Below are 22,553 nucleotides of genomic sequence, written 5' to 3'. Positions count from 1 at the left end.
CGTCGCGGTGCGCCCGGCAAGCAGATCGCCGAGGGCATGGAGGCGCCGGAACATGGGACGACCATGGAGACACCCGACGGGCGCCTGGCGGCGTTCGGCAATCAGTTGATCGACGTGCACCTCTGGCTCCGCGAGCAGCTCACCGCGCTACGCGAGGACGTCGAAACCTATCTCGGGGGCGGCGCGCTCCCCCGCGACCTGCGTACCCATTGCCTGACCTTCTGCTCCGCGCTGGAGCGGCACCACACCGGCGAGGACGGCGGCGCCTTCCCCGAGCTCGCCCGCGGCTTCCCCGAGCTGCGCCCGGTGCTGGAGGAGCTGCGCCGCGACCACCTGCTGGTGGAGGACTCCCTGCGGCGGTTGCAGGCGCTCCTCGACGGTCTCGGACAGGAGCACGACCCGGTCCGGGTGCGCGGCGAGCTGGACAGCCTCGCCGCGCTGATGGAGACGCACTTCGTCTACGAGGAGAAACGGATCGTCGCGGCGCTCAACGCGCTGGACGCCCCGGAGTGGCGCCGGGCCCGGCCCGCGTTCCTGCTGTCCGGCGACAGCTGATCAGCGGCGGAGTTTGTACCGGATGGGCAGGTGCTTGATGCCGCCGACGAAGGTCGTGGCGGTCCATTCGGGCCGGCCGGCGAGCTCGACGCTCTCCAGGCGGGGCAGCAGCTCGGCGAACAGCGCCTTCAGCTCCATGCGGGCCAGCGCGGCGCCGAGGCAGTAGTGCACGCCGAACCCGAAGGCCAGGTGGCGGTTGGGGTCGCGGCCGGCGTCGAAGGTGAACGGGTCGGTGAACACCTCCTCGTCGCGGTTGGCCGACGGGTACGACAGCAGGACCGACTCGCCCGCCTTGATGTCCACGCCGTTGAGGGTGGTGTCGGCCGAGGCCGTGCGCATGAACTCCTTGACCGGGGTGACCCAGCGGATCATCTCGTCGACCGCGAGCGGCAGCAGGCCGGGGTCCTCGCGCAGCCGGGCCAGCTGGTCGGGGTGTTCGAGGAGGGCGTGCAGGCCGCCGGCGACGGTGGAGCTGGTGGTGTCGTGGCCGGCGGAGGCGATGATGACGTAGTAGGAGGCCGTCTCCATGTCGTTGAGCGGCTTGCCGTCCACCTGGGCGTTGGCGATGGCGGAGGCCAGGTCCTCGGTGGGGTGGGCGCGGCGGGCGGCGGTGAGCTGCTGGAAGTAGGCGAAGAAGTCCAGCAGCACCGCGAACTGGTCCTCGGCGCTGTCTCCGCGCCTGGTCTCCGCGTCCGCGCCGCCGAACAGCTCCTGCGTGAGCTTGAGCATGCGCGGGAAGTCGGACTCGGGGAGCCCGAGCAGGGAGAGGATCACGTACAGCGGGTAGTGCACCGCGATCTGGGTGGCGAAGTCGCATTCGCCGCCGTAGTCGGCCAGCCGGTCCACGTAGCGGCGGGCGAGCTCCTGGATCCGGTTCTCCATGGCGCGCATGGCCTTGGGGCGGAACCAGTCGGCGCCGATGGCCCGGACCACCCGGTGGTCCGGGTCGTCCATGTGGACCAGCGTCTTCAGCTGGATGCCCTGCGCCGCCTGCGCCCTGGCGTGCTCCTCGAACGCCTTCTTGCCCAGGACCGGGCGCGGCGCGCTGAGCCAGAGGGCGTTGTCGCGTTCGACCTGCATGATGTCGGCGTGCCGGGTGACGGCGTAGAAGGGCGTGTACTCGGGCGCCTCCACGAGATGAACCGGGGCCTCCCGGCGCAGCAGGGCGAGCGCCTGGTGCAGCCGCGGCTCGTCGGCGTAGGCGAGGGGGTCGGCCAGCATGAGCCCCGCCTGCTCGATGGTCATGTTCATGATTGATTCCCTACCAGGACTTGGAGCTCGGTGTAGCCGTACAGGCCCCAGGGGCCGTTCTCGACGCCCAGGCCGCTCCACTTGTGGCCGCCGAAGGGCAGGTCGGGGCGGACGCCGCGGCCGTGGGCGTTGATCGAGACCTGGCCGCAGTCCAGCTCGGCCGCCACCTGGGCGGCCCGGTCGAGGTGGCCCCGGCCGACCCGTCGGCGCGCACTCCGCTGAGGTTGCGCGCCATGAACTCGTCGCAGTACGAGGCCGCGCCGGTCACGCACCGCCCGCACCAGCCGCAGGAGTCGTAGCTCATCACGACGTGGTCGCCGGGCGCCACGCGGGTCACGCCGGGGCCGACCGTCTCGACGACCCCCGAGCCCTCGTGCCCGAAGACCATCGGCATCGGCAGCTCCGCCCGGCCCCGGAACAGCGCGTCGGTGTGGCACATGCCCGCGCCCGCCACACGGACCAGCGCCTCGCCGGGACCGGGCGCGGCGAGCGAGACGTCCTCGACGGTGAACGGCTTGCCCGGGTCGCGCAGGATCGCGGCTTGAGCTCGCATCACAGTCTCCGGCTTTTTGGATGGAGCCGTCCAATTCAATGGCGACGCTATGGCCGCTCCCTGGGCGTGTCAAGCATGCGAACCGGTCATCGACACGCCCGCGTGAACCGCTGTACGGTATTTTTGGACCACATAGCGGTACGGACAGGGGTTCGATGACCGACAACTCGCCACCGCGGCTGCTCGACGGCGTACGCGTGCTCGACATGACGAACGTCCTGTCCGGCCCGTACGCCGGCTACCAGCTCGCCCTCATGGGCGCCGACGTGATCAAGCTGGAGATCCCCGGCACCGGAGACCTGGCCCGCCAGCTCGGCGCCGACCCCCGCCTCAGCGGCGAGAACCTCGGCGTCTCCTTCCTGGCGCAGAACGCGGGCAAGCGCTCGGTCACCGTCAACCTCAAGCACGCCTCCGGCCGGGAGGTTTTCACCAGGCTGGTCGGCGAGGCCGACGTGCTGCTGGAGAACTTCCGCCCCGGCGTGCTGGACAAGCTCGGCTTCGGCTGGGAACGGCTGCGCGAGCTCAACCCCGGCCTGGTCTACTGCGCGCTGTCCGGCTTCGGCGCCACCGGTCCCATGCGCGAGCGACCCGCCTACGACCAGGTGATCCAGGGGCTGGCGGGCATCATGAGCGTCACCGGCACCCCGGACACCGCGCCCGTGCGGGTGGGCTACCCGGTGTGCGACAGCGCCGGGGGCATCACCGCCGCCTTCGCCGTGGCCGCCGCCCTGCACCGCAAGCTCCGCACCGGGCAGGGCGCCTACCTGGACGTGTCCATGCTGGACGCCGCCCTGACGGGGATGGGCTGGGTGGTCTCCGACTACCTCGTCGCCGGGCGGGAGCCGGTGGCCATGGCCAACGAGAACCGTACGTCGGCGCCGTCGGGCACGTTCGAGACCGCCGACGGCCAGCTCAACATCGCCGCCAACAAGCAGGAGCAGTTCGAGACCCTCTGCCGGGTGCTGGGCCGGCCGGAGCTCATGAGCGACCCCCGCTTCCGAACCAGGGACGACCGCAAGGCCCACCGCGACGCCCTGCGCGAGGAACTGGAGAAGACGTTGAAGACCAGGTCGGCGGCCGAGTGGGACGAGATCCTGCTGCCGACCGGCGTGCCCGCGGCGCCGGTGGTCACCGTCCCGCAGGCGCTGCGCTCGCCGCAGGTCGAGCACCGCGGCCTGCTGCACCGGCTGCCCTCCCCCGCCTCCGGCGGCGGGGAGCTCGTGCTGCTGGGCGGGGCCGCCCACGTGGACGGCCGCCCCCTGACCCCCGCCGGCCCGCCCCCGAGGCTCGGCGAGCACACCGACGCGGTGCTGCGCACCCTCGGCTACTCCGACACCGACATCGCCCGCCTGCACGAGGAAGGAGCCGTATGAGCACGACGACTGAGCAGGTGACCGGGTGGTGGTCCACCGCCATATCCGACATCTCCCCCGGCGTCATCCGGCTGCACGGCTATCCCGTCGAGCAGCTCATCGGCCGGCTGTCGTTCGCCGACACGATCTGGCTGATGCTGCGCGGCGAGGTGCCGTCGCCCGGACAGTCCGCGCTGTTCGAGGCCGCGCTGGTGGCCGGGGTCGACCACGGGCCGCAGGCACCCTCGATCGCCGCCGCCCGCATGGCCGCCACCTGCGGCGTCGGCCTCAACACCGCCGTGGCCACGGGCATCGGCCTGCTCGGCGACGTGCACGGCGGCGCGGGCCAGGAGTGCATGGCCGTGCTCGCCGACCTCCGCGAGCGAACGGCCACCGCTGATCTGACGGGGGCCGATCTGACGGGGGCCGATCTGACGGGCGCCGATCTGACGGAGGCCGGCCTGGCGGAGGCGGTCTCAGAGGCGGTCTCGGGGGTGCTGGCCGGGTATCGGGGCGGCAAGCGGTACGTGCCCGGGTTCGGCCACCGCTTCCACCCGCGCGATCCGCGCCGCGACCCGCTCGTGCGGGCGGTCGAGGACGCGGTCCGCGACGGCGTCGTCGAGGGCGCGTACCTGCGGATCGGGCTGGAGATCGAGCGGCAGCTGGCGCCGGTGCCGATGAACGTCGACGGCGCCACCGCCATCGTCTACAGCGAGCTCGGCTTCGCGCCCGAGCTGGGCAGGGGCCTGTTCGTCGTGTCACGCGCGGTCGGCGTCCTGGCGCACGCGTGGGAGGAGCACGGGGAGGGCCGCCGCATCAAGGGCCCCATACCGCCCCCGCTGCTGCCCGCCTACCGGGGACCCGAGCCACGCGACCTGCCCGCCTACCGTGACCACGGAGCGGCATGACCCCGAGCGGAGACACGGCGCCGCGGGACCCGAGCGGAGACATGGCACCCCGGATCCGGCCCACGGGCCGCTGTACCCGGACGGCGCTCGGCACCGGGGGCTGAAACGGCGCTTAAACGCCCGCCGGGCGGTGCATGATCGCCGCCGGCCCCGTACGGGTAACATGCCGACATGCCGCCGACCCGCGAACACGCCGAGCTGAAGCTGCAGCCGTTGCCGCACGCGGGCCGGTCGCTGGCCGAGCAGGTGATCTCCGAGGTGCGCCGGGCGGTGCACACGGGCGCGATGGTCCCCGGCCGGCTCTACTCCGTCTACCAGGTGGCCGAGCAGCTCAACGTCTCCAGGAGCCCGGTCCGCGAGGCGATGCTGCGCCTGGCCGAGGCGGGGCTGGTGCAGGTCGAGCGCAACCGCGGGTTCCGCGTCGTGCTGCCGCATCCACGGGAGATCGTCGAGATCTTCGGGGTGCGGCTGGCTCTGGAGCTGCCCGCCGCGCGGCGGGCGGCCAGGGGTGACGCCGCCGGGCTCGGCGCTGCGCTGCGGGCGACCATGGAGGAGATGGCGGCGGCGGTCGAGGCGGCCGACGAGGCGCTGTTCTTCCAGCTCGACCAGGCGCTGCACGACCACATCCTGGTCGCGGCGGGCAACGGCAGGGCCCGCGCGATCGTCGGCGGGCTGCGCGACACCATGCGCATCCTCGGCACGTCCACGGACGACCGCTCCCGCACGCTGCGGCAGGTGCACGAGGAGCACGAGCCGATCGTGGCGGCCGTCGCGGCGGCGGACGCCGAGGGCGCGGTGCGCGCGATGCGGGCCCACCTGACCAACACCGGCCTCATCCTGGCCCGGCAGGCGGCCAGGGCACAGGGCGAACCCGTCGACGTGGACGCGTTGTGGGCGTCCATCGTCGAGGAGCCGCAGCCGGGCTAGCGAGCCGGGGGCAGGGCGATCTCCCCGGCCAGGCCGAGCTAACGGACCGGGGGCAGGGTGATCTCCCGGGCCAGGCCGAGCTCGTCGCGGACGCGGGCCAGCGACGCCGCCCGGATGGACGCGTACAGCTCGTAGGGGTCGTGCAGTGCACGCCCGAGCACGCCGGCCAGCGCCTCGGGGCCGAAGTCCGCGCCCGCCGCCGTCGCGTCCTTGGCGCCGTCGGAGGTCAGGTTGGACTGGAAGATGCCGGCGGCCGAGCGCGGCAGGAAGTCCTCGTACACGATGGGCCGGGCGCCGACCCATCCGTCGGCCAGGAGGGTCGCGAGGTCGGCGGGCGCGGCGCCGCCGGGGCGCGCGTCGAGGACGTGGAAGGTGAAGTACGCGAGGTCGCCCGCGACCAGCTCGGCCTCGCTTCCCGGCACCCGGTCCGCCCACAGCTTGGCCCCGGCGGCGTTGCGCTCCTCCGCGGTGACCCGCTGCCCGGCGAGCACCGCGTCCAGCTCGGCAGACAGCTCGTCGTAGAGCGCGCGGCCCGCGGGCGTCACGGCGATGCCGCGCGCCTCCACCTCCCCGAACCGCACCCGCAGGTCGTCCTGGACGACCCGGCCGTCGTCCTCCCTGAACAGCCGCGGCTCGGCCAGCGCGCGGAAGGAGGTCTGGCGCAGCAGGAGGTCGGGGCCGTCCCAGCGGGGCGGGCCCTGGATGGCGTCGATCATGGTGATGCCGCGCTCGCTCATGCGGGCGTAGAGGGCGTCGATGTCGAGCACGCGCGGGGTCAGGTGGTTGACGTGCGTGGAGGCCACGCCGCCGATGTCGGCGGCCACGGCGGACACGCGTTCGAGCTCGGCGTACCAGCTGCGGGAGACCGGCTCCGCGGACAGCTCGAACGCCCGCGTGGCGAGCGTCAGGAACTCCTCGGCCGCCTCGCCGTCCAGGCCGCCCTCGGCCTCGGCGCGGTCCGCCAGGTCGAGCAGGCGCGGCGGGAACAGGCGGCGCGCCCCCAGGAACTCGCCGAGCCGGCGCTCCAGGTCCGCGCCGAAGAACCGCCGGTCGCCCGTCACCAGCATGGAGGTGAACACGCGGAAGGGGTTGGCGGCCAGCTCGGCCTCGTCCACGGGGCGGAAGGCCGTCGAGACGACGGGCACGGAGCTGCTGGCCGCCTCGCGCAGGTCGTAGTAGCCGACGGGGTACATGCCCATCGCGCCGAAGATCCGCGCCACCTGCGCCAGCTCGGCCGGGGTGCCGACGCGGATCGCGCCGTGCCGCTCGGCGGTGACGCGGCCGATGGAGCCGAGGCGTTCGGCGCCGGCGCCCATCCGGGCCAGCACCTCGCGGTTCACCTCCTGCGCGACGTCGACGAGCGTGTTGTACGCGGGGACCTCGGTGCCGTACATCGCTGACAGGCGCCGGGCGAAAGCCGCCCGGAGTGCGGTCGCGTCGACCATCGTGCCTTCTCTCCTCGCCGGTCGGAAGCGAGTAGCATGCTACATGGGTCGCATGTAGCATGCTACTCATGGACCGTGCAGCCGCTCTCGCGACCGACCTCCGCCGTCGCGGGCTCACCGACGTGCTGGACGACTCCACGTCGCGGGCGCTCCACTCCTCCGACGCCTCCCTCTACCGGGTGCCGCCGCTGCTGGTGGCCCGGCCCAGGTCCGCCGAGGACGTGGCCACGGCGATCGAGCTGTGCGCGCGCCACGAGATCCCCCTCACCGCGCGCGGCGGCGGCACGTCGGTCGCCGGTAACGCGGTCGGCCCCGGCCTGGTGCTGGACTTCAGCCGCCACATGAACCAGGTGCTGCACGTCGACGCCGAGGCCCGCACGGCGGTGGTGCAGCCCGGCGTGGTCCAGGCGGCCCTGCAGCGGGCGGCGGCCCCGTACGGGCTCAGGTTCGGCCCCGACCCGTCCACCCACACCCGCTGCACGATCGGCGGCATGATCGGCAACAACGCCTGCGGCTCCAGGACGCTCGGCTACGGCCGCACGTCCGACAACGTCGCCGGGCTCAAGGCCGTGGCCGGCGACGGGACCGCCCTGGACCTGCCGCTGGACCTGGCCTCCCAGAGCGCCCCCGCCGCGCCGGACCTGCCCGGCCAGGGCATCCCGGCCGCGGTGCGGGACCTCGCGATGGCGAACCTGGCCACGATCAGGACCGAGTTCGGCCGGTTCGGGCGGCAGATGTCCGGATACGCGCTGGAACACCTGCTGCCGGAGCGGGGATTCGACGTGGCCCGCCTGCTGGTGGGCAGCGAGGGCACGCTGGCGGTGCTCACGGAGGCGACGGTGCGGCTGGTGACCGATCCGGCGCACCGCGCCCTGGTCGTGCTCGGCTACGCCGACATCGCCGCCGCCGGGGACGCCGCACCGGGAGTGCTGGCGCACCGGCCGACGGCCTGCGAGGGCATCGACGCGCGCATCGTCGACGTGGTGCGCCTGCGGCGGGGCCCCGGCGCGGTCCCGCCGCTGCCCCGCGGCGCCGCCTGGCTGTTCGCCGAGGTCGCCGGCGACGACGAGGCCGAGGTGCTGGAGCGGGCCGCGCGGGTGGCGGCCGGCGGCGAGGACGCTTTGGTCGTCACCGACCCGGTCAAGGCCGCGGCGCTGTGGCGCATCCGTGAGGACGGCGCGGGCCTGTCGGGGCGCAGCCCCGCCGGGCGTCCGGCGCACGCGGGCTGGGAGGACGCCGCCGTGCCGCCCGAGATGCTGGGCCGCTACCTGCGCGACTTCGAGGCGCTGCTGGCCGGGCACGGCCTGACCGGCCTGCCGTACGGGCACTTCGGCGACGGGTGCCTGCACATCCGGCTCGACGTGCCGCTGGACCGGCCGGGCGGGCCCAAGGAGTTCAGGGACTTCCTGGTGGCCGCGGCCACGCTGGTCGCCGGCTACGGCGGCTCGCTGTCCGGCGAGCACGGCGACGGCCGTGCCAGGAGCGAGCTGCTGCCGCTCATGTACTCGCAGGCGGCGATCGACCTGTTCGCCGGGGTCAAGGCGATCTTCGACCCGGGCGACGTGCTCAACCCCGGCGTGCTCGTACGGCCCCGCCCCCTCGACGCCGACCTGCGCATCCCGGCCGCCCGCCCGGTGCGCGAGGGCCTGGCCCTGGCCTACCGCCACGACGGCGGCGACTTCGGCCAGGCCGTGCACCGCTGCACGGGCGTGGGCAAGTGCCGGGCCGACAACACCGCGACCGGCGGGGTGATGTGCCCCTCCTACCTGGCCACCAAGGAGGAGAAGGACTCCACCCGGGGCCGCGCCCGCGTGCTCCAGGAAATGATCAACGGCTCCGGCGTCACGGGCGGCTGGCGCTCTCCCGAGGTCCACGAGGCCCTCGATCTCTGCCTGTCCTGCAAGGGCTGCGCCTCGGACTGCCCGACGGGGATCGACATGGCCGCGTACAAGTCCGAGGTGCTCCACCAGACCTACAAGGGGCGCGTCCGCCCGCTCGCGCACTACTCCCTGGGGCGGCTGCCGCGCTGGGCGCGGCTGGCGAGCAGGATGCCGCGGGCGGCGAACGCGCTCATGCGGGTGCCGGGGCTGCCGGCGCTGGCCGGCGTGGACCGGCGGCGCGCGCTCCCGGAGTTCGCGCGGGAGACGTTCCGGGCCTGGTTCGAGCGGCGGCGGCCGATGTCCAGCCCCACCGGGGGCAGGCCGGTGATGCTGTTCGTCGACACCTTCACCGACCATTTCGCGCCGGAGATCGGCCGGGCGACCGTGAAGGTGCTGGAGGCCGCCGGCTACCGGCCGCGGATCAGCGAGCGCCGCCAGTGCTGCGCGCTCACATGGATCTCCACCGGCCAGCTGGACGCGGCCCGGACCGTCCTGGGCCGGACGGTCGCCGAGCTGGCCGAGGCCGCCGGGGAGGGCGTGCCGATCGTGGGGATGGAGCCGTCGTGCACGGCCGTGCTGCGATCGGACGCGCTGGAGCTGCTGGACGAGGCGGTGGCCGGGCCGGTGGCGCGCATGACCCGCACGCTGGCCGAGCTGCTGTCCGGCACGCCCGGCTGGCGGCCGCCCTCGCTCGACGGGGTGACCGTGGTGGCCCAGCCGCACTGCCACCACCACGCCGTCATGGGCTGGGAGCAGGACCTGCGGCTGCTGCGGGAGGCGGGCGCGCAGGTGAGCAGGCTGGGCGGGTGCTGCGGGCTGGCGGGCAACTTCGGCGTCGAGAAGGGGCACTACGACGTGTCCGTGGCGGTGGCGGAGCACCAGCTGCTCCCGGCGATCCGGCAGGCCGGGCCGGGGACGGCCGTGCTCGCCGACGGGTTCTCCTGCCGCACCCAGATCGCCGATCTGTCGGCTCGGACGGGCACGCACCTGGCCCAGCTCCTCGCCGACCGGCTGCCGTAAGGTCTGCTTATGCTCAACCCGCTCCACCTGCGGACGCTGACCGCCGTGCTGAACGCGGGCTCGTTCGCCGCCGCGGCCAGGCGGCTCGGCTACACGGGGTCCGCGGTCTCGCAGCAGATCTCGGCGCTGGAGCGGGCGGTCAGGATGCCGCTGTTCGAGCGCGGCGCCCAGACGATCACGCCCACGCCGGCCGCCCGGTATCTGGTGCTTCGGGCGTACGAGGTGCTGGCCGCCCTGGACGCGCTGGAGGAGGACGTCCGCGGCATGTCCGAGGGCACGATCGGCCGGCTCAGGCTGGGCAGCTTCCCCACCGCGAGCCAGCGGCTGCTGCCGATCGCCCTGGCCGCGTACGCGCAGACGCACCCGGCGGTGGAGACCCTGCTCGACGAGGGGGAGCCCGACGAGCTGATCCCGCTGGTCCGGGCGGGCGAGCTCGACCTGGCCCTGGTCTACCGCTACGACCTGGTGCCCCGGGCCTGGCCGCGTGACCTGCGGGAGATCCCGCTCCTGGCGGAGGAGCTGCTGCTCCTGCTGCCCGGGGAGCACTCGCTGGCCGCCGCCGGCACGGTCGCGCTCGACGACCTCAAGCACGAGACGTGGGTGTCCACCCGGGAGGGCACCTCCGGGGCCTCCTGCCTGCGCCGGCTGTGCGCGCGGGCGGGCTACGAACCGCAGGTCGACTACCGCAGCAACGACTACGGCGTCATCCACGGGTTCGTACGCTCCGGCCTGGGGGTCGCGCTCGTCCCGGCGCTGGCGCACCTTCCCGGCGAGGGCGTGGTCGCGACCAGGCTCGGCGGCGTCGAGGCCCGCCGGCGCATCGCCGCCGTGCACCGGACGGCCGGCACGAACCCGGCGGTGACCGGCGCCGTTTGCTCCCTGCGGCTGGCCGCGGCCCGGCTGGAGGACGACCTCCCCGAGAGCATAAGAACTTCTTATGCCTCACCCACAGATGCCGGTGCTTGACCGCTTTCTCCGACTCTGTCCGATCCCCGATCCTGAATGCGGTACGTGAGGAAGGAAGCCGATCAATGGGACGTGTCCTGCCCCCGCGGGCTTCGGTGGTCATCATCGGAGGCGGCGCCATGGGCGTCAGCTCGGCGTACGCGCTGGCCGCGGCCGGCGTGAGCGACGTGGTCCTCGTCGACAAGGGGCCGCTGGGCTCCGGCTCGACCTCGAAGGCGGCCGGCGGCGTGCGCGCGCAGTTCTCCGACCGGGTCAACATCGAGCTCGCCGTACGCAGCCTGGAGACGTTCGAGACCTTCGCCGAGCGCTTCGGGCAGGAGATCGACCTGCACAAGCCGGGCTACCTGTTCCTGCTCGACTCCCCCGAGTCGGTCGCGGAGTTCGAGAAGAACGTGGCGATCCAGAACGACCTCGGCGTCCCCAGCCGGTTGATCTCTGTCGGGGAGGCCAAGGAGCTGTCGCCGCTGATCGACACCGAGGGGCTGCTGGCCGCCGCCTACTCCCCCACCGACGGCCACTGCACGCCCGAGTCCGTGGTGCTCGGCTACGCGGGCGCGGCCCGGCGGCTGGGCGCGCGGCTGCTGCCGAACTGCGCCGCGACCGGCATCGAGACCGTGGACGGCCGCATCGTCGCCGTCCGGACCGAGGGCGGCCGCATCGAGACCGACACGGTGATCTGCGCGGCGGGCGCCTGGTCGCGGCCGGTCGGCGAGTGGGCCGGCGTCGACCTGCCGGTGAACCCGCTGCGCCGGCAGATCCTGGTCACCGAACCGGTCGCGGACCTGCCGCCGATGGCGTTCACCATCGACTTCGGCACCACGTTCTACTTCCACCGCGAGGGCCCCGGCCTGCTCCTCGGCATGTCCGACCCGGACGAGACGCCGGGGTTCAAGCTCGACCGCTCCGAAGCCTGGCTGCCCAGGCTCGGCGAGGCCATGGCCCGCCGCGCCCCGGCGCTGATGGAGACCGGCATCGCCACCGGCTGGGCCGGGCTGTACGAGGTGACGCCGGACCACAACGCGCTCATCGGGACCGCCCGCGGCGTCGACCGGTTCATCTACGCCACCGGCTTCTCCGGCCACGGCTTCCTGATGAGCCCGGCCGTCGGTGAGGTGGTCCGCGACCTCTACCTGGGCCGGACGCCGTTCGTGGACGTCACCGGCTTCGACGCGGGCCGCTTCGCCCTGTCCGGGGCCAGGCCCGAGATCAACATCGTCTGACAAGGAGATCCTGAATGGTGACCACGCTGCCCGGCGCCGACGAGCTGGCCGCGATGGCGCGAGAGACCGCCAAGCGCTGCGGTGTGGACGTGGACGCGCTCGGCGGCGGCGTCACGACGACCTCACCGATCAACGGCGGGCCGCTGTCCGCCGTGGACTGGGTGGACCCCGGCGCCGTCGACACCGCCGTGGAGCGGGCCAGGCAGGCGTTCCTGGCCTGGCGGACCGTGCCCGCGCCGGCCCGGGGCGCGCTGGTCAAGCGGTTCGGCGAGCTGCTGTCCGCGCACAAGGCGGACCTCGGCACGCTGATCAGCCTGGAGGTCGGGAAGATCACCTCCGAGGCGCTCGGCGAGGTCCAGGAGATGATCGACATCTGCGACTACGCGGTGGGCCTGTCCCGCCAGCTGTACGGGCGCACGATCAGCTCCGAACGGCCCGGTCACCGGCTCATGGAGACCTGGCACCCCCTGGGCGTCGTCGGCGTGATCAGCGCGTTCAACTTCCCGGCGGCCGTCTGGTCGTGGAACACGGCCATCGCCCTGGTGTGCGGCGACCCGGTCGTCTGGAAGCCGTCGGAGCTGGCGCCGCTGACCGCCCTGGCCTGCGCGGCCCTGCTCGACCGGGCCGCCGCCGAGCACGGCGCGCCCGCGTACCTGAGCCAGGTCCTCATCGGCGGCCCCGAGGTCGGCGAGGCGCTCGTGGACCACCCCGGGGTCGCCCTGGTCAGCGCCACCGGCTCGACCCGCATGGGCCGCGCCGTGGGGCCGCGGGTCGCCGCCAGGTTCGGGCGGTCGCTGCTGGAGCTCGGCGGCAACAACGCGGCCGTGGTGTGCCCGTCCGCGGATCTCGGCCTGGCCACGCGCGGCATCGTGTTCTCGGCCGCCGGGACGGCGGGCCAGCGGTGCACGACCATGCGCCGCGTCATCGCCCACGCCGACGTCGCCGACGCGCTGGTCGAGCGGCTCACCGACGCCTACGCGCGGCTGCCGATCGGCAACCCGATGGCGCCGGGCACCCTGGTCGGGCCGCTCGTCAACGGCCGCGCGCACGCCGCCATGCGCGCCGCGCTGGAGGCCGCCGTGGAGCAGGGCGGGACGCTGGTGGCCGGCGGCGGACGCCGGCTCGCCGACCAGGCGCCGGACGCCTTCTACGCCGAGCCCGCGCTGGTGCGGATCGGGGAGCAGACCCCGATCGTGACCCAGGAGACGTTCGCGCCGATCCTCTACGTCCTGCCGTACGACACCCTGGAGGAGGCCATCGCGCTCAACAACGCGGTCCCCCAGGGCCTGTCGTCCAGCATCTTCACCCGCGACCAGGCCGAGGCCGAGCTGTTCGTCTCGGCGGAGGGCTCCGACTGCGGGATCGTCAACGTGAACATCGGCACCTCCGGGGCCGAGATCGGGGGCGCGTTCGGCGGCGAGAAGGAGACCGGCGGCGGGCGCGAGTCGGGCTCGGACGCGTGGCGCGGCTACATGCGCCGGGCGACGAACACGATCAACTACTCCGGCAAGCTGCCGCTGGCCCAGGGAGTCGAGTTCACCGTCTGACCCGGCAGGGGCATATACGAAACTGCTGTTGCGTAAATGGTCGGCCCCCGTGTACCTTGAATTTCGCTACCCCAGTAGCGAAATGGAGGGATCCGCATGAGTCCACGGGGGCGACCACGTGACACCGAGGTCGACGAGCGCGTCCTGCTGGCGGCCACCGAGCTGCTGCTGCGGCGCGGGTACGCCGGCCTGTCCACCGACGAGGTGGCCGAGCAGGCAGGCATCGCCAAGACCACGCTGTACCGCCGCTGGCCCACCAAGGACCACCTCGCCCTGGCCGTCGTGGCCAGGCTGCAGGACCACGACGAGATCACCGACACGGGCGACATCCGGCGCGACCTCACCGACTACATGGAGAAGGTCGCCGCCGGGCTCAACCGGATGCGGATCGCGGGCCTGCCGCCCGGCCAGGAGAGCCGCTCGGCGGGGACGGTGGCCGAGCTGGTCGCCGCCGCCGCGCGTCACGACGATGTCGGCGAGCTGGAGCGGGACGTCTACGCCCGCCGCAACGCGCTGGCCTGCCAGCTCATCGAACGCGCCCGCGACGAGGGCCGGCTCCGCCCCGACGTCGACCCCATGACGCTGCTGGAGCAGCTCGCCGGGGCCCTGTACTACCGCGTCCTGATCACCGGCGGCCCGGTGGATCGCGCCTACGCCGAACGCCTGGTCGCCGCCGCCCTCGACGGCGCCCTCTGACTCCCCAGGAAGGACTTCTCACGATGTCGCTCATCACGCCCGAGACCGCGGTCGTGCGGGCGGCCGGCGCCGAGATCATCGGCGGCGACGACGCCCCCGCCACCGGCCGGCTCCTGCTCGACTCCAGCTCCACCGGTGGTGCCCTGAGCAGCCTCCGCATGACCCTCACCCCGGGCGCCGACGGCGCGGTGCCCCACCTGCACACCTCCTCCAGCGAGCTGTTCTACGTGCTCGGCGGCGCCGCCCAGGTGCTGGCGGGCGACGAGGTGCTCACCCTGGAGGAGGGCGACATGGCCGTGGTGCCGCCGAACGTCGCCCACGCCTTCGCCGCCGCCCCCGGCTCCGAGGCGGACCTGCTGATCGTCATCACGCCGGGCGTGGAGCGCTTCGAGTATTTCCGCCTGCTGGCCCGCCTGCGCACCGGCGAGGCCAGCCTAGAGGAGCTGCTGAACTCGCAGGAGCTGTACGACAACCACTTCCTCGACAGCCCGCGGTGGAAGGCGGCCCGCTCGCTCGGGCAAGCCTGACGATCAGGACTCCACGACCGGCTTGGGCGGCTTCCTGTCCCACCCCTGGCCGCCCTTGCGGCCCAGCGACCACATCTGCATCCCGCGTTCGATCTCCAGCGCCGACGGCCAGGACACCGCGGGCGGGCCGAGTTCGAGGGTGGCGCTCTGCTTGATCCGCCGGGCCAGCTGGGGGTCGGCGGCGGCCCTGGCCACGAGCCGGGTGGCGGTGTCCAGCATGGCGTGCGGCTCGGCCACGTCCCAGGCCAGCCCGCGGCGCACGGCCTCGGCGCCGGACAGCGCCGCGCCCAGGGCTCCGAGCGCGATGGCGTGCTGATACCCGGCCGCGCGGCCGAGCAGGGACAGGTGACCGCCGCCCGGATGGATGCCGCGCGCCACGAACCCGCTGTCGAGCACCGCGTCATGGCTGACCAGCATCAGGTCGGTGGCCAGGGCGAGGTTGAGCCCGGCGCCGACCGCGCCGCCGGTCACCAGGGACACGCTGGGCACCGGGAGCCGCCCGACCTGGACGAACGCCGCGTACACGGCGGAGGTCCGCGCGATCGACTCGGGCGCGGCGGGATCGGCGGAGGAGGCGGCCAGGTCGCGGGTGTCGGCGCCACTGCAGAAGTAGCCGCCCGCGCCGTCGACGAGGACGGCTCCGATGGTGTCGTCGCCGTGGACGAGGGCGCAGAAGTCCTCGATGAGGGCGGCCATCTCCAGCGTGATGGCGTTCTTGCGCCGGGGGTTGTTCAGGGTGAGCCGGGCGATCCCGTCGCCGACGGTCGTGATGGCGGGCGGTTCGGCGGTCATGATGCTGCTCCTGTCGTCAAAGGGGCCTCGACCCGGGCTCGCCGGTGACGAGCTCCCACACGTCGCCCGATCCTCTCGCCAGATCGGCGCATCTGCGCTGCCAGTGGAGCTCGTTGCCGTGTTCCTCGCGCCACGCCCACAGCCTCCTGGTGCAGGCGCCGAGCCGGTGCTCCGCCGTGAACCCGATCGCGCCGTGCAGCTGGTGGCCCGCGGCGGCCACCGACCGCGCCAGCGCGGACGCCTCGGCCTTGGCCGAGGCCACGACGAGCTCCCGGTCCTGGGCGCCGTGCCTCAGGGCCGCGACCGCCGCGTCCGCCATCACCTCGACGGTGACCACGTCGGCGGCCAGCCGCGCGAGCCGCTGCTGGACCGCCTGGAACCGGGCCAGCGGCCGGCCGAACTGCACCCGGTCGGCGATGTGCCGCGTGGTGAGCGTCAGGACGGCGCGGGCGGCGCCGGCCAGCTGCAGCGCCCGGGCCGTGGCCCCGTGCAGGTCCAGCTCGTGGCGCCACGGGCCGGGCGGCAGGGGCGTGACCGCCGCCTCGGCGCCGTCGAGCACGGCGCTGTCGCGCTCCTCCCCCGCCAGGTTCTCGCCGGGGGAAAGCCCGGCGGGGGCGGGCAGTACGGCGGTTCCCGGCCCGTCCGGCGTGCCGACCAGGGCCACCAGGTGATCGGCGGATCGCAGCCAGGGCACGCGGACCAGCGGGCCGGTGACCCGCCACCGGCCGCCGGGGCCCGGCTCCGCCACGAGATCGCCCGTGTACGCGGTCACCGTCCCGGGCGGCAGGGCGGCCCCCGACGCGGCGAGCAGCGGGCCCGCGACGAACAGGGCCTCGGCCAGGGGCAGCGCCGCCCCGGCCGCGCCGGCCTCGCGGACCACCACGGCGGCGTCCGAGAGCGTGCCACCGCTCCCGCCCTGACCCTCGGGGACCGTCAGCGAGGTGAAACCGAGCTCCTCCAGCCGGGTCCAGAGCTCCGGGCCCTGCGGCTCCGCGGCCAGCAGGGCCCGCACCACCTCGGCCAGGTCGCGGAGATGGTCGGCGGTCACGAGAGCAGCTCCCCTGCCAGGTCGCGGAGATGGTCGCCGGTCATGAGGACAGCTCCTTGGCCACGATCGAGCGCAGGATCTCGCTGGCGCCGCCGCGCAGGGTGAAGGCCGGGACGTGCAGGACGGCCTTGGCCAGCATGGCCGCGAGCCCCCGGCCGCCCGGCTCCGGGCCGACGTGCCGCCGCACGGCGTCCACGACGTCGCCCTCGAACTCCGTGCCCAGGTCCTTGACCAGGGCCGCCGCCACTGCCGGGCTCTCTCCCCTGGACAGCCGCTCGGCGACCGACAGGGACAGCTGGCGCAGCGCCACCAGCCGGGAGACCAGCCGGCCCAGCTCGGCGTGCGCGACCGGGTCGTCTCCCAGGTTCTCCGGGCGGGCCCACTCCCGCAGCAGGGGCAGCGTGCTGAGGATGCGTTCGGGGCCGGAGCGTTCGTTGCCCAGCTCCGCGGTGACCTGGCGCCAGCCGTCCCCCCGGCGGCCCAGCAGGCCGCCGGCCGGGATCACCGCGTCGTCGAAGACCACCTCGTTGAAGTGATGCGCCCCGTCGATGGTGATGATCGGCCGGATCGAGACCGCCGGATGCGGCAGGTCCACGATGAACTGGGAGAGCCCGGCGTGGCGGTCGCCGGCGTCGTCGGTGCGCGCCAGGACGACCACCGCCGTGGCGATGTGCGCCACGCTGGTCCACACCTTGGCGCCCGTCAGCCGCCAGCCGTCCTCGACCTCGGCGGCCCGGGTCCGGACCGAGGCCAGGTCCGAACCCGAGTCGGGCTCGGACATGCCGATCGCGAAGAAACTCTGGGCGCGAGCGATATGCGGGAGATACTTATGTTTTTGTTGTTCTGTGCCGTTACGCAGGATGCTGGGTGCGATTTGCCGGTCCGCTATCCAATGGGCGGCCACCGGCGCCCCGGCGGCCAGAAGCTCCTCGGTCACCACATATCGCTCCAGCGCGGTCCGCCCGTGCCCGCCGTACGCCGCGGGGATCGTCATCCCCACCCAGCCGCGCCCGGCCAGGCGGCCACTGAAGGCCGGATCGACGCCCGACATCCAGGCGTCGGCCTCGGGGGCGAAACCGCCGGCAGCGATCTCCTCTTCGAGGAACCGCCTGACCCGCGACCGGAGCTCCCGTAACCCCTCCGGCAACCCGGCGACCGCGCCGAGCGCCAGGGCCTGAGCATTCACGAGGGGATCTTATATACGCGATGTCCCCCGCTCCGGGAAATACGCGGCCAAACTGGCCATCCCCCGGAAAACGAGTAGATCTTTTGCTCATATGTGCCGTTCACCACCCACTGACACCTAAACTTCGGGAATGCGTTATGTCCCTTTTGTCCTGGTTACCGCCGCGACGCTGGCGTACACCGCGACTCCCGCTGCGGCCATCACCAACGGCTCCACCGACGGTGACACCCACCCGGAAGTAGGGGCTCTCATCTCCGATGAGCCGAATCCCGATGGCACGTGGGCGTACTGCACCGGAACGCTCATCTCGCCGACCGTCTTCCTCACCGCCGCCCACTGCGGTGAGCCGAAGCAGAAGACGGCCACGGTCTCCTTCGCCGACCACTACAAGCGCGGGTCCCAGGTCTACAGCGGCCGTTACATCCCGGACCCACGATTCTCGAAGAAGTCCGACCTGCACGACATGGCCGTCGTCATCTTCAACAAGCCCGTCCTGAACATCAAGCCCGCCCAGCTGCCGGCCGCGGGCCTGCTCGACGTCCTCAAGGCCGAGAACAAGCTGGAGTCCGCACGCTTCACCCCTGTCGGGTACGGCTCGCTCCAGCCCACCAAGAAGAAGCCGCGTGGCCAGCGCTTCCACTACACCGACACGCGCCACCAGGCGACCATCTCCTACAAGAGCATGACCCCGAGATGGCTCAACCTCTCGATGTCCACCAAGGGCGACGGGAGCACCTGCTTCGGCGACTCGGGCGGCCCGAACTTCCTGGGCGGGCTCACCTCGCACCTGCTCATCGCCACGACGATCTCCGGTGCGGACGACGCCTGCAAGAAGACCAACTACGACTACCGCCTGGACTCCGCCTCGGCGCGGCAGTTCCTCGGCAAGTACGTCACCCTTCCCGGACCTGCCCAGTCAACGGCGATCGCGGCGACTCCGGCCCGTCCGAGCGCGCGCTGAAAATGGGGCGGGGCATCGGGACCCGCTCGGCCGCCGGCGGCGGCGCCTGATCCACCAGCACCTGGATCGCCGTCCTGCGCCTCTCGATGCCCGCTCCGTCGATGCTGATCCGCCGCCTGCTCCGGCTCTTGTCATCCATCACGCACGGGAGCGTACTGAGACGGACGCCAAGAGCAGGTCACGAGCGCGCCCGGTTACTCCCCGTCAGTCGAACGTCTCGTGGACGGTTTCCGGGACGTCGCCGTCCAGCTCGACGCGTACCCGCTCGATCGTGCCGGTGAAGGGGAAACCGCGCGGATAGTCCCAGCTCACCGGCGACAGCGCGTCGCGACCCAGCACCAGGCCCTGCCAGCCGATCAGGTAGCGGGCGGCAGCCGGCCCTCGGCCACGTACAGGACATGACCGCCGTTCACGTCGCCCTGTGAGATCAGCACGCCTTCGTCGCCCTCCCGCAGCCGCACCTCGGCGTCGATGCGGTACGAGCGGTCGTAGATCAGCGGAGTGACGCCGCCCGGGATGCGGCTCATCTCAGGGTAAAGCACGAAGCTCCGCCGCCTCCTGGGCGAGGCCGCGCTGTGGTACGTAGGAGGTGCCGCGCTCGTGGTAGGCCACGGCCTTCCAGCCCTCGTGCCAGATCGAGAAGATCGTGCTGGTGGCCCCGAAGGGCCACCCCTTGGCCACGGCCTCGCCTGTCGACCTCAGGCTGCTGTCCCACGAGACCGTCATCGTCACCGGTGACCCGTACGGCGGCTGGGCCGACTACCGCGACCGGCTCGACCGGGTCGGCGCCGACCCCGTCGAGATCATGGTGATCGCGCAGGCCACCACGATCTCGGCCATGGTGGGGGCCGGTCTCGGGGTGGCGATCCTGGGCGCGTTCGCCGCGCAGGTCGCGGTGTTCGGGGACGACGTGGTGACCCGGCCGCTGCCGGCCCCCTTGTGGCAGCGGGAGATCCGCGTCTACCGGAAGGCGGGACGCGTGTCCACGAAGCCCGTGGACGCCTTCCTCGACCTCCTTTACCAGGAGGCCCCGGCCCTGACCGCCCGCACCGCCACCTGGCCGCAGTGACCCGCCGTCAGGAGCGGCGCCGGAAGTAGCAGATCGCGGCGGTGGCCAGGGCGGCGCCCCAGATCGGCCAGAAGCACTCCGGGAGCCAGGCGCCCCATTCGTCCAGGGTGAACCGGCCGGCGATCGTCGCCCTGATGTAGGTCAGCCCGGCCACGGTGACGATGATCGAGACGAACCCGGCGGGGATGACCGCCAGCAGGGGCGGCACCCGCCTGCCGCGCAGGCCGGGGATCCAGCGCGGGAAGACCTCGCCCCACCGCTGGGTCAGCCCGAGGGTGAGGACGCCGCCGAACGCGCCGAAGGTCGCCAGGTACGCGCCGGCCAGCCACAGACCGTCCTCCCCCTGGGCGAGGAACTCCGGGCTCACGCCGAGCGGGATGCCCAGGGCCCAGGCCCACCTGGTCAGGCAGTACACCAGCGGCACCGCGACCGCGACGTACACGGCCCGGCGCCCCCGCTCGGGGGTGAACCAGCGCGCGGCACCCCGGCCGCGGCCGTACGCCAGCGCCGCGGCGGCCAGGAGCAGCCCGCCGAGCACGCAGACGAGCTGGTTGAGCACCGGCCACGGCCAGGCGTCGGCGAGGGTGGCGCCGCCCAGGCTCCAGCCGAACAGCGGCGCGACCAGCAGGAGAGGCGTGTAGGCCAGGCCCATCATGAGCCGGGAGTCGGGGACGACCAGGATCAGGAGCACGGCGATCGGCCAGGCCACGTAGAGCGGGGCGCGACCGCCGTCGCCGCGGGCCAGCGCCAGCGCCGTCACCAGGGCGAGCAGCGCGAAAGCGGCGATCCACCAGCCGAAGCTCGGCGTCGTGCCGGCCAGGACGGACAGCGCCCCGTCCGGGTCGGGGTCCGAGGCGCCCCAGGGGAAGCCGGGCGTCCCGAGCGCCCACGCCGCCCCGAGCAGGCCGTAGCCCAGCGCCCACAGCGCCGCCGCGTAGCCGCGCCGGCCAGAAGTGAGGGTTTCCATGCGATCAAGCCTTCCGGGGGCCCGGTCGCCGGGGCCAGATGCCGTTCGGCACCTCTTGGCCCCGGCGACCGTGCCGTTCGGCACCTAGGAACGGTTTCCCACGAAGATCGGAGGGGTCCGGTCCTTCCAGGGCATCGCCTGTTCCAGGTGGGCGGCGATCCGGAACAGCAGATCCTCGCGGCCGTAAGGGGCGACGATCTGCACGCCGACGGGCAGCCCGTCGGCGTGGCCGAGCGGCAGGCTGATCGCGGGCTGCCCGGTGATGTTGAACAGCACCGTGAACGGCCCGTAGCCGTCGAGCGACTCCAGCCAACTCGTCAGCGTGTGCTCGGGATCGTCGTACCGCAGCGTGCCGTGCGGCGCGGGCAGGCGGGCCAGCGTCGGGGTGACCAGCAGGTCGTGCTCGGTGAAGAACGCGCCCACTGAGCGGGTGACCCGGTTCTGGGCGTCGAAGGCGGACAGCAGGTCCAGCCCGGTGTACTCCCGCGCCACCCGCAGAGCCCGCCGGGAGACGGCCTCCATCCGGGCCGGGTCGGGCTGCCTGGGGGCCAGGAGCAGCGTGGAGGCGATCGCCACGCTTTCGGCCACCCAGCTCCGCATGACCGCCTCCCCGTCCACGGCCGGGGCGGCCTCGGTGACGTCGTGCCCGGCCCGCTCCAGCGCCCGGCCCACCCGGAGGGCCGCCTCGGCCACCCGGGCGTCCACCTCGGTCCCCGACCAGGCCTTGGTGGTCACCGCCACCCTCAGCCGGCCGGGATCGGCCCCGACCTCGTCGGCGTACCGGCCGCGTGGGGGTGGCGCGGTGTACTTGTCACCGATGCCGGGTCCCTGGACGGCGTCCAGGAGGTGCGCGGCGTCGCGGACGGTCCGCGTGAGCGCGAACTCGTACGACATGCCGAGCATCGCCTCGCCCGCGTCGGGCCCGCAGGTGATCCGGCCGCGGCTCGGCTTGAGCCCGACCAGCCCGCAGCAGGAGGCCGGGACGCGGATGGACCCGGCCCCGTCGCCGGCGTGCGCGACGGGCACGGCGCCGGCGGCGACCAGGGCGGCCGCGCCGCCGCTCGACCCGCCCGCGCCCCGGTCCAGGTCCCAGGGGTTGCGGGTGGGCCCGTACCTGAGTGATTCGGTGGAGAAGCTGAGGCACAGCTCCGGGACGGTGGTCAGGCCCAGCGTGACCAGGCCGGCCGCCCGGAAGCGGGCCATCAGGCCGGTGTCGCGCCTGGCGACGATGCCCGGCAGGGCGCGGCTGCCAAGGGTGAACGGCACCCCCTCGGCCACCGGCCCGTGATCCTTGATCAGGAACGGCACCCCGGCGAACGGCCCGTCCCCGGCATGGTCCAGCGCCGGCTCGAACACCGGCAGGGCCAGGCCGTTCACCTGCGCGTCCGCCCGCGCCAGGGCCCGCCTGGCGGCGGCCTCGACCTCGCCGGCGGTGACCTCGCCCGACCTGATCAGGTCCCGGATCCCGACGGCGTCATACCTCGCGTATTCGTGGAGCTCCATGAAGAGCCTCTTTCTGGGCGTCCTCGACGCCCGCGACCTCGATCACATGTGGCGGTGGGCGGCGCCCGGGGCGCCGCCGACGACGAACAGCCTGAACAGAGGCGATGGTCGCGGGACCATCGCCTGCTGTGATCGAGGTGCTTCTACGCTCGGTACATCACGACCATGGTGGCGGGCGCC

The 22,553-nt window shown here is 73.4% G+C and carries 23 protein-coding genes and 1 pseudogene; 12 read left to right on the top strand and 12 right to left on the bottom strand.

Translation table 11 applies throughout. From position 1 onward, the window contains the following. The first annotated feature begins 63 nt into the window (after positions 1-63). Positions 64-555, top strand: a complete 492-nt coding sequence (locus ACIBI9_RS37490; protein WP_397229352.1) for a hemerythrin domain-containing protein — start codon at positions 64-66, stop codon at positions 553-555. Here ACIBI9_RS37490 and ACIBI9_RS37485 read toward each other — a convergent pair whose 3' ends face one another. The 3 genes and pseudogenes from ACIBI9_RS37485 to ACIBI9_RS37475 form a co-directional block, all read right to left on the bottom strand. Then, on the bottom strand, positions 556-1,806 hold the full coding sequence (locus ACIBI9_RS37485) for a cytochrome P450 (protein ID WP_397229351.1): 1,251 nt from the start codon (positions 1,804-1,806) through the stop codon (positions 556-558). Then, on the bottom strand, positions 1,803-1,973 hold the full coding sequence (locus ACIBI9_RS37480; protein WP_397229349.1) for an aldehyde dehydrogenase family protein: 171 nt from the start codon (positions 1,971-1,973) through the stop codon (positions 1,803-1,805). The genes ACIBI9_RS37485 and ACIBI9_RS37480 overlap by 4 nt, the downstream gene beginning before the upstream one ends. Before the next feature lie 44 nt (positions 1,974-2,017). Then, a pseudogene (locus ACIBI9_RS37475) lies at positions 2,018-2,359 on the bottom strand (alcohol dehydrogenase catalytic domain-containing protein); the annotation flags it as partial. 155 nt (positions 2,360-2,514) lie between these two features. Between ACIBI9_RS37475 and ACIBI9_RS37470 the strand changes: the two are divergent. The 3 genes from ACIBI9_RS37470 to ACIBI9_RS37460 all read left to right on the top strand — a co-directional run bounded on the left by ACIBI9_RS37470 (position 2,515) and on the right by ACIBI9_RS37460 (position 5,546). Further along, positions 2,515-3,732 carry a CaiB/BaiF CoA transferase family protein gene (locus ACIBI9_RS37470; RefSeq protein WP_397229347.1) on the top strand — a complete coding sequence of 406 codons (1,218 nt, stop codon included), beginning with the start codon at positions 2,515-2,517 and terminating at the stop codon, positions 3,730-3,732. Further along, positions 3,729-4,619 (top strand): citryl-CoA lyase, encoded by an 891-nt coding sequence (locus tag ACIBI9_RS37465; protein WP_397229345.1) that lies wholly within the window; start codon positions 3,729-3,731, stop codon positions 4,617-4,619. Before ACIBI9_RS37470 ends, ACIBI9_RS37465 begins: the two co-directional genes overlap by 4 nt. Before the next feature lie 171 nt (positions 4,620-4,790). Then, complete coding sequence (locus tag ACIBI9_RS37460) at positions 4,791-5,546, top strand: GntR family transcriptional regulator (RefSeq protein WP_397229343.1); 756 nt, start codon at positions 4,791-4,793, stop codon at positions 5,544-5,546. A gap of 38 nt (positions 5,547-5,584) precedes the next feature. On the opposite strand, the gene ACIBI9_RS37455 is transcribed toward ACIBI9_RS37460, so the two are convergent. Then, positions 5,585-6,991 (bottom strand): 2-oxoadipate dioxygenase/decarboxylase family protein, encoded by a 1,407-nt coding sequence (locus ACIBI9_RS37455; RefSeq protein ID WP_397229341.1) that lies wholly within the window; start codon positions 6,989-6,991, stop codon positions 5,585-5,587. Positions 6,992-7,059: 68 nt separating this feature from the next. Here ACIBI9_RS37455 and ACIBI9_RS37450 point away from each other — a divergent pair, with 68 nt between their 5' ends. The 6 genes from ACIBI9_RS37450 (at position 7,060) to ACIBI9_RS37425 (ending at position 14,847) form a co-directional block, all read left to right on the top strand. After that, positions 7,060-9,891 (top strand): FAD-binding and (Fe-S)-binding domain-containing protein, encoded by a 2,832-nt coding sequence (locus ACIBI9_RS37450; protein WP_397229339.1) that lies wholly within the window; start codon positions 7,060-7,062, stop codon positions 9,889-9,891. A gap of 9 nt (positions 9,892-9,900) precedes the next feature. Continuing rightward, positions 9,901-10,857, top strand: coding sequence for a LysR family transcriptional regulator (locus ACIBI9_RS37445; protein WP_397229337.1), 957 nt, complete (start codon positions 9,901-9,903; stop codon positions 10,855-10,857). 65 nt (positions 10,858-10,922) lie between these two features. Continuing rightward, positions 10,923-12,077, top strand: coding sequence for an NAD(P)/FAD-dependent oxidoreductase (locus ACIBI9_RS37440; RefSeq protein WP_397229335.1), 1,155 nt, complete (start codon positions 10,923-10,925; stop codon positions 12,075-12,077). Between the two features lie 14 nt (positions 12,078-12,091). Then, positions 12,092-13,624 carry an aldehyde dehydrogenase family protein gene (locus ACIBI9_RS37435; protein ID WP_397229333.1) on the top strand — a complete coding sequence of 511 codons (1,533 nt, stop codon included), beginning with the start codon at positions 12,092-12,094 and terminating at the stop codon, positions 13,622-13,624. Positions 13,625-13,720: 96 nt separating this feature from the next. Continuing rightward, entirely contained in the window at positions 13,721-14,320 is a 600-nt protein-coding gene (locus ACIBI9_RS37430) for a TetR/AcrR family transcriptional regulator (protein WP_397229331.1), read from the top strand. Between the two features lie 23 nt (positions 14,321-14,343). Continuing rightward, positions 14,344-14,847 (top strand): cupin domain-containing protein, encoded by a 504-nt coding sequence (locus ACIBI9_RS37425; RefSeq protein WP_397229329.1) that lies wholly within the window; start codon positions 14,344-14,346, stop codon positions 14,845-14,847. A 3-nt stretch (positions 14,848-14,850) separates the two neighbouring features. On the opposite strand, the gene ACIBI9_RS37420 is transcribed toward ACIBI9_RS37425, so the two are convergent. From ACIBI9_RS37420 to ACIBI9_RS37410, 3 genes are read right to left on the bottom strand one after another with little or no spacing between them, the layout of a single operon-like run. Then, complete coding sequence (locus ACIBI9_RS37420; protein ID WP_397229327.1) at positions 14,851-15,639, bottom strand: enoyl-CoA hydratase-related protein; 789 nt, start codon at positions 15,637-15,639, stop codon at positions 14,851-14,853. Positions 15,640-15,655: 16 nt separating this feature from the next. Continuing rightward, positions 15,656-16,687: an acyl-CoA dehydrogenase family protein gene (locus ACIBI9_RS37415; RefSeq protein WP_397229325.1), complete on the bottom strand. Its 1,032-nt coding sequence runs from the start codon at positions 16,685-16,687 to the stop codon at positions 15,656-15,658. 40 nt (positions 16,688-16,727) lie between these two features. Beyond that, positions 16,728-17,873: an acyl-CoA dehydrogenase family protein gene (locus tag ACIBI9_RS37410; RefSeq protein WP_397229323.1), complete on the bottom strand. Its 1,146-nt coding sequence runs from the start codon at positions 17,871-17,873 to the stop codon at positions 16,728-16,730. A gap of 130 nt (positions 17,874-18,003) precedes the next feature. On the opposite strand from ACIBI9_RS37410, the gene ACIBI9_RS37405 reads away from it, so the two are divergent. Further along, a complete protein-coding gene (locus ACIBI9_RS37405; RefSeq protein WP_397229321.1) occupies positions 18,004-18,834 on the top strand; it encodes a trypsin-like serine protease in 831 nt (276 codons plus the stop codon). Between the two features lie 204 nt (positions 18,835-19,038). Here ACIBI9_RS37405 and ACIBI9_RS37400 read toward each other — a convergent pair whose 3' ends face one another. Genes ACIBI9_RS37400 through ACIBI9_RS37390 form a run of 3 tightly spaced genes read right to left on the bottom strand, consistent with a single transcriptional unit; the run spans position 19,039 to position 19,515 of the window. Further along, the gene (locus tag ACIBI9_RS37400; protein WP_397229319.1) at positions 19,039-19,173 is read right to left on the bottom strand and encodes a hypothetical protein; all 135 of its coding nucleotides are present in this window, start codon (positions 19,171-19,173) and stop codon (positions 19,039-19,041) included. Between the two features lie 17 nt (positions 19,174-19,190). Further along, entirely contained in the window at positions 19,191-19,376 is a 186-nt protein-coding gene (locus tag ACIBI9_RS37395) for a hypothetical protein (protein WP_397229317.1), read from the bottom strand. Next, positions 19,363-19,515: a hypothetical protein gene (locus ACIBI9_RS37390; RefSeq protein ID WP_397229315.1), complete on the bottom strand. Its 153-nt coding sequence runs from the start codon at positions 19,513-19,515 to the stop codon at positions 19,363-19,365. Before ACIBI9_RS37390 ends, ACIBI9_RS37395 begins: the two co-directional genes overlap by 14 nt. Between ACIBI9_RS37390 and ACIBI9_RS37385 the strand changes: the two genes are divergently transcribed. Continuing rightward, positions 19,508-19,903, top strand: a complete 396-nt coding sequence (locus ACIBI9_RS37385; RefSeq protein ID WP_397229313.1) for a substrate-binding domain-containing protein — start codon at positions 19,508-19,510, stop codon at positions 19,901-19,903. The two genes, ACIBI9_RS37390 and ACIBI9_RS37385, sit on opposite strands and share 8 nt — an antisense overlap. 7 nt (positions 19,904-19,910) lie before the next feature. On the opposite strand, the gene ACIBI9_RS37380 is transcribed toward ACIBI9_RS37385, so the two are convergent. Both ACIBI9_RS37380 and ACIBI9_RS37375 read right to left on the bottom strand, forming a co-directional pair. Then, a complete protein-coding gene (locus tag ACIBI9_RS37380; RefSeq protein ID WP_397229311.1) occupies positions 19,911-20,870 on the bottom strand; it encodes a hypothetical protein in 960 nt (319 codons plus the stop codon). An 84-nt stretch (positions 20,871-20,954) separates the two neighbouring features. Then, entirely contained in the window at positions 20,955-22,373 is a 1,419-nt protein-coding gene (locus ACIBI9_RS37375) for an amidase (protein ID WP_397229309.1), read from the bottom strand. Positions 22,374-22,553 lie beyond the last annotated feature (180 nt).

This window comes from Nonomuraea sp. NPDC050451, assembly GCF_044458585.1.
Note: the sequence above shows the minus strand (reverse complement) of the source record. Positions and strands in the feature narration are given on the sequence as shown.

Coding starts and splice junctions, on each gene's coding strand:
- ACIBI9_RS37420 (WP_397229327.1), bottom strand. CDS start 15,639: ATGACCGCCGAACCGCCCGCCATCACGACCGTCGGCGACGGGATCGCC.
- ACIBI9_RS37405 (WP_397229321.1), top strand. CDS start 18,004: ATGCGTTATGTCCCTTTTGTCCTGGTTACCGCCGCGACGCTGGCGTAC.
- ACIBI9_RS37445 (WP_397229337.1), top strand. CDS start 9,901: ATGCTCAACCCGCTCCACCTGCGGACGCTGACCGCCGTGCTGAACGCG.
- ACIBI9_RS37430 (WP_397229331.1), top strand. CDS start 13,721: ATGAGTCCACGGGGGCGACCACGTGACACCGAGGTCGACGAGCGCGTC.
- ACIBI9_RS37440 (WP_397229335.1), top strand. CDS start 10,923: ATGGGACGTGTCCTGCCCCCGCGGGCTTCGGTGGTCATCATCGGAGGC.
- ACIBI9_RS37435 (WP_397229333.1), top strand. CDS start 12,092: ATGGTGACCACGCTGCCCGGCGCCGACGAGCTGGCCGCGATGGCGCGA.
- ACIBI9_RS37450 (WP_397229339.1), top strand. CDS start 7,060: ATGGACCGTGCAGCCGCTCTCGCGACCGACCTCCGCCGTCGCGGGCTC.
- ACIBI9_RS37375 (WP_397229309.1), bottom strand. CDS start 22,373: ATGGAGCTCCACGAATACGCGAGGTATGACGCCGTCGGGATCCGGGAC.
- ACIBI9_RS37465 (WP_397229345.1), top strand. CDS start 3,729: ATGAGCACGACGACTGAGCAGGTGACCGGGTGGTGGTCCACCGCCATA.
- ACIBI9_RS37490 (WP_397229352.1), top strand. CDS start 64: ATGGAGACACCCGACGGGCGCCTGGCGGCGTTCGGCAATCAGTTGATC.
- ACIBI9_RS37455 (WP_397229341.1), bottom strand. CDS start 6,991: ATGGTCGACGCGACCGCACTCCGGGCGGCTTTCGCCCGGCGCCTGTCA.
- ACIBI9_RS37485 (WP_397229351.1), bottom strand. CDS start 1,806: ATGAACATGACCATCGAGCAGGCGGGGCTCATGCTGGCCGACCCCCTC.
- ACIBI9_RS37460 (WP_397229343.1), top strand. CDS start 4,791: ATGCCGCCGACCCGCGAACACGCCGAGCTGAAGCTGCAGCCGTTGCCG.
- ACIBI9_RS37380 (WP_397229311.1), bottom strand. CDS start 20,870: ATGGAAACCCTCACTTCTGGCCGGCGCGGCTACGCGGCGGCGCTGTGG.
- ACIBI9_RS37425 (WP_397229329.1), top strand. CDS start 14,344: ATGTCGCTCATCACGCCCGAGACCGCGGTCGTGCGGGCGGCCGGCGCC.
- ACIBI9_RS37470 (WP_397229347.1), top strand. CDS start 2,515: ATGACCGACAACTCGCCACCGCGGCTGCTCGACGGCGTACGCGTGCTC.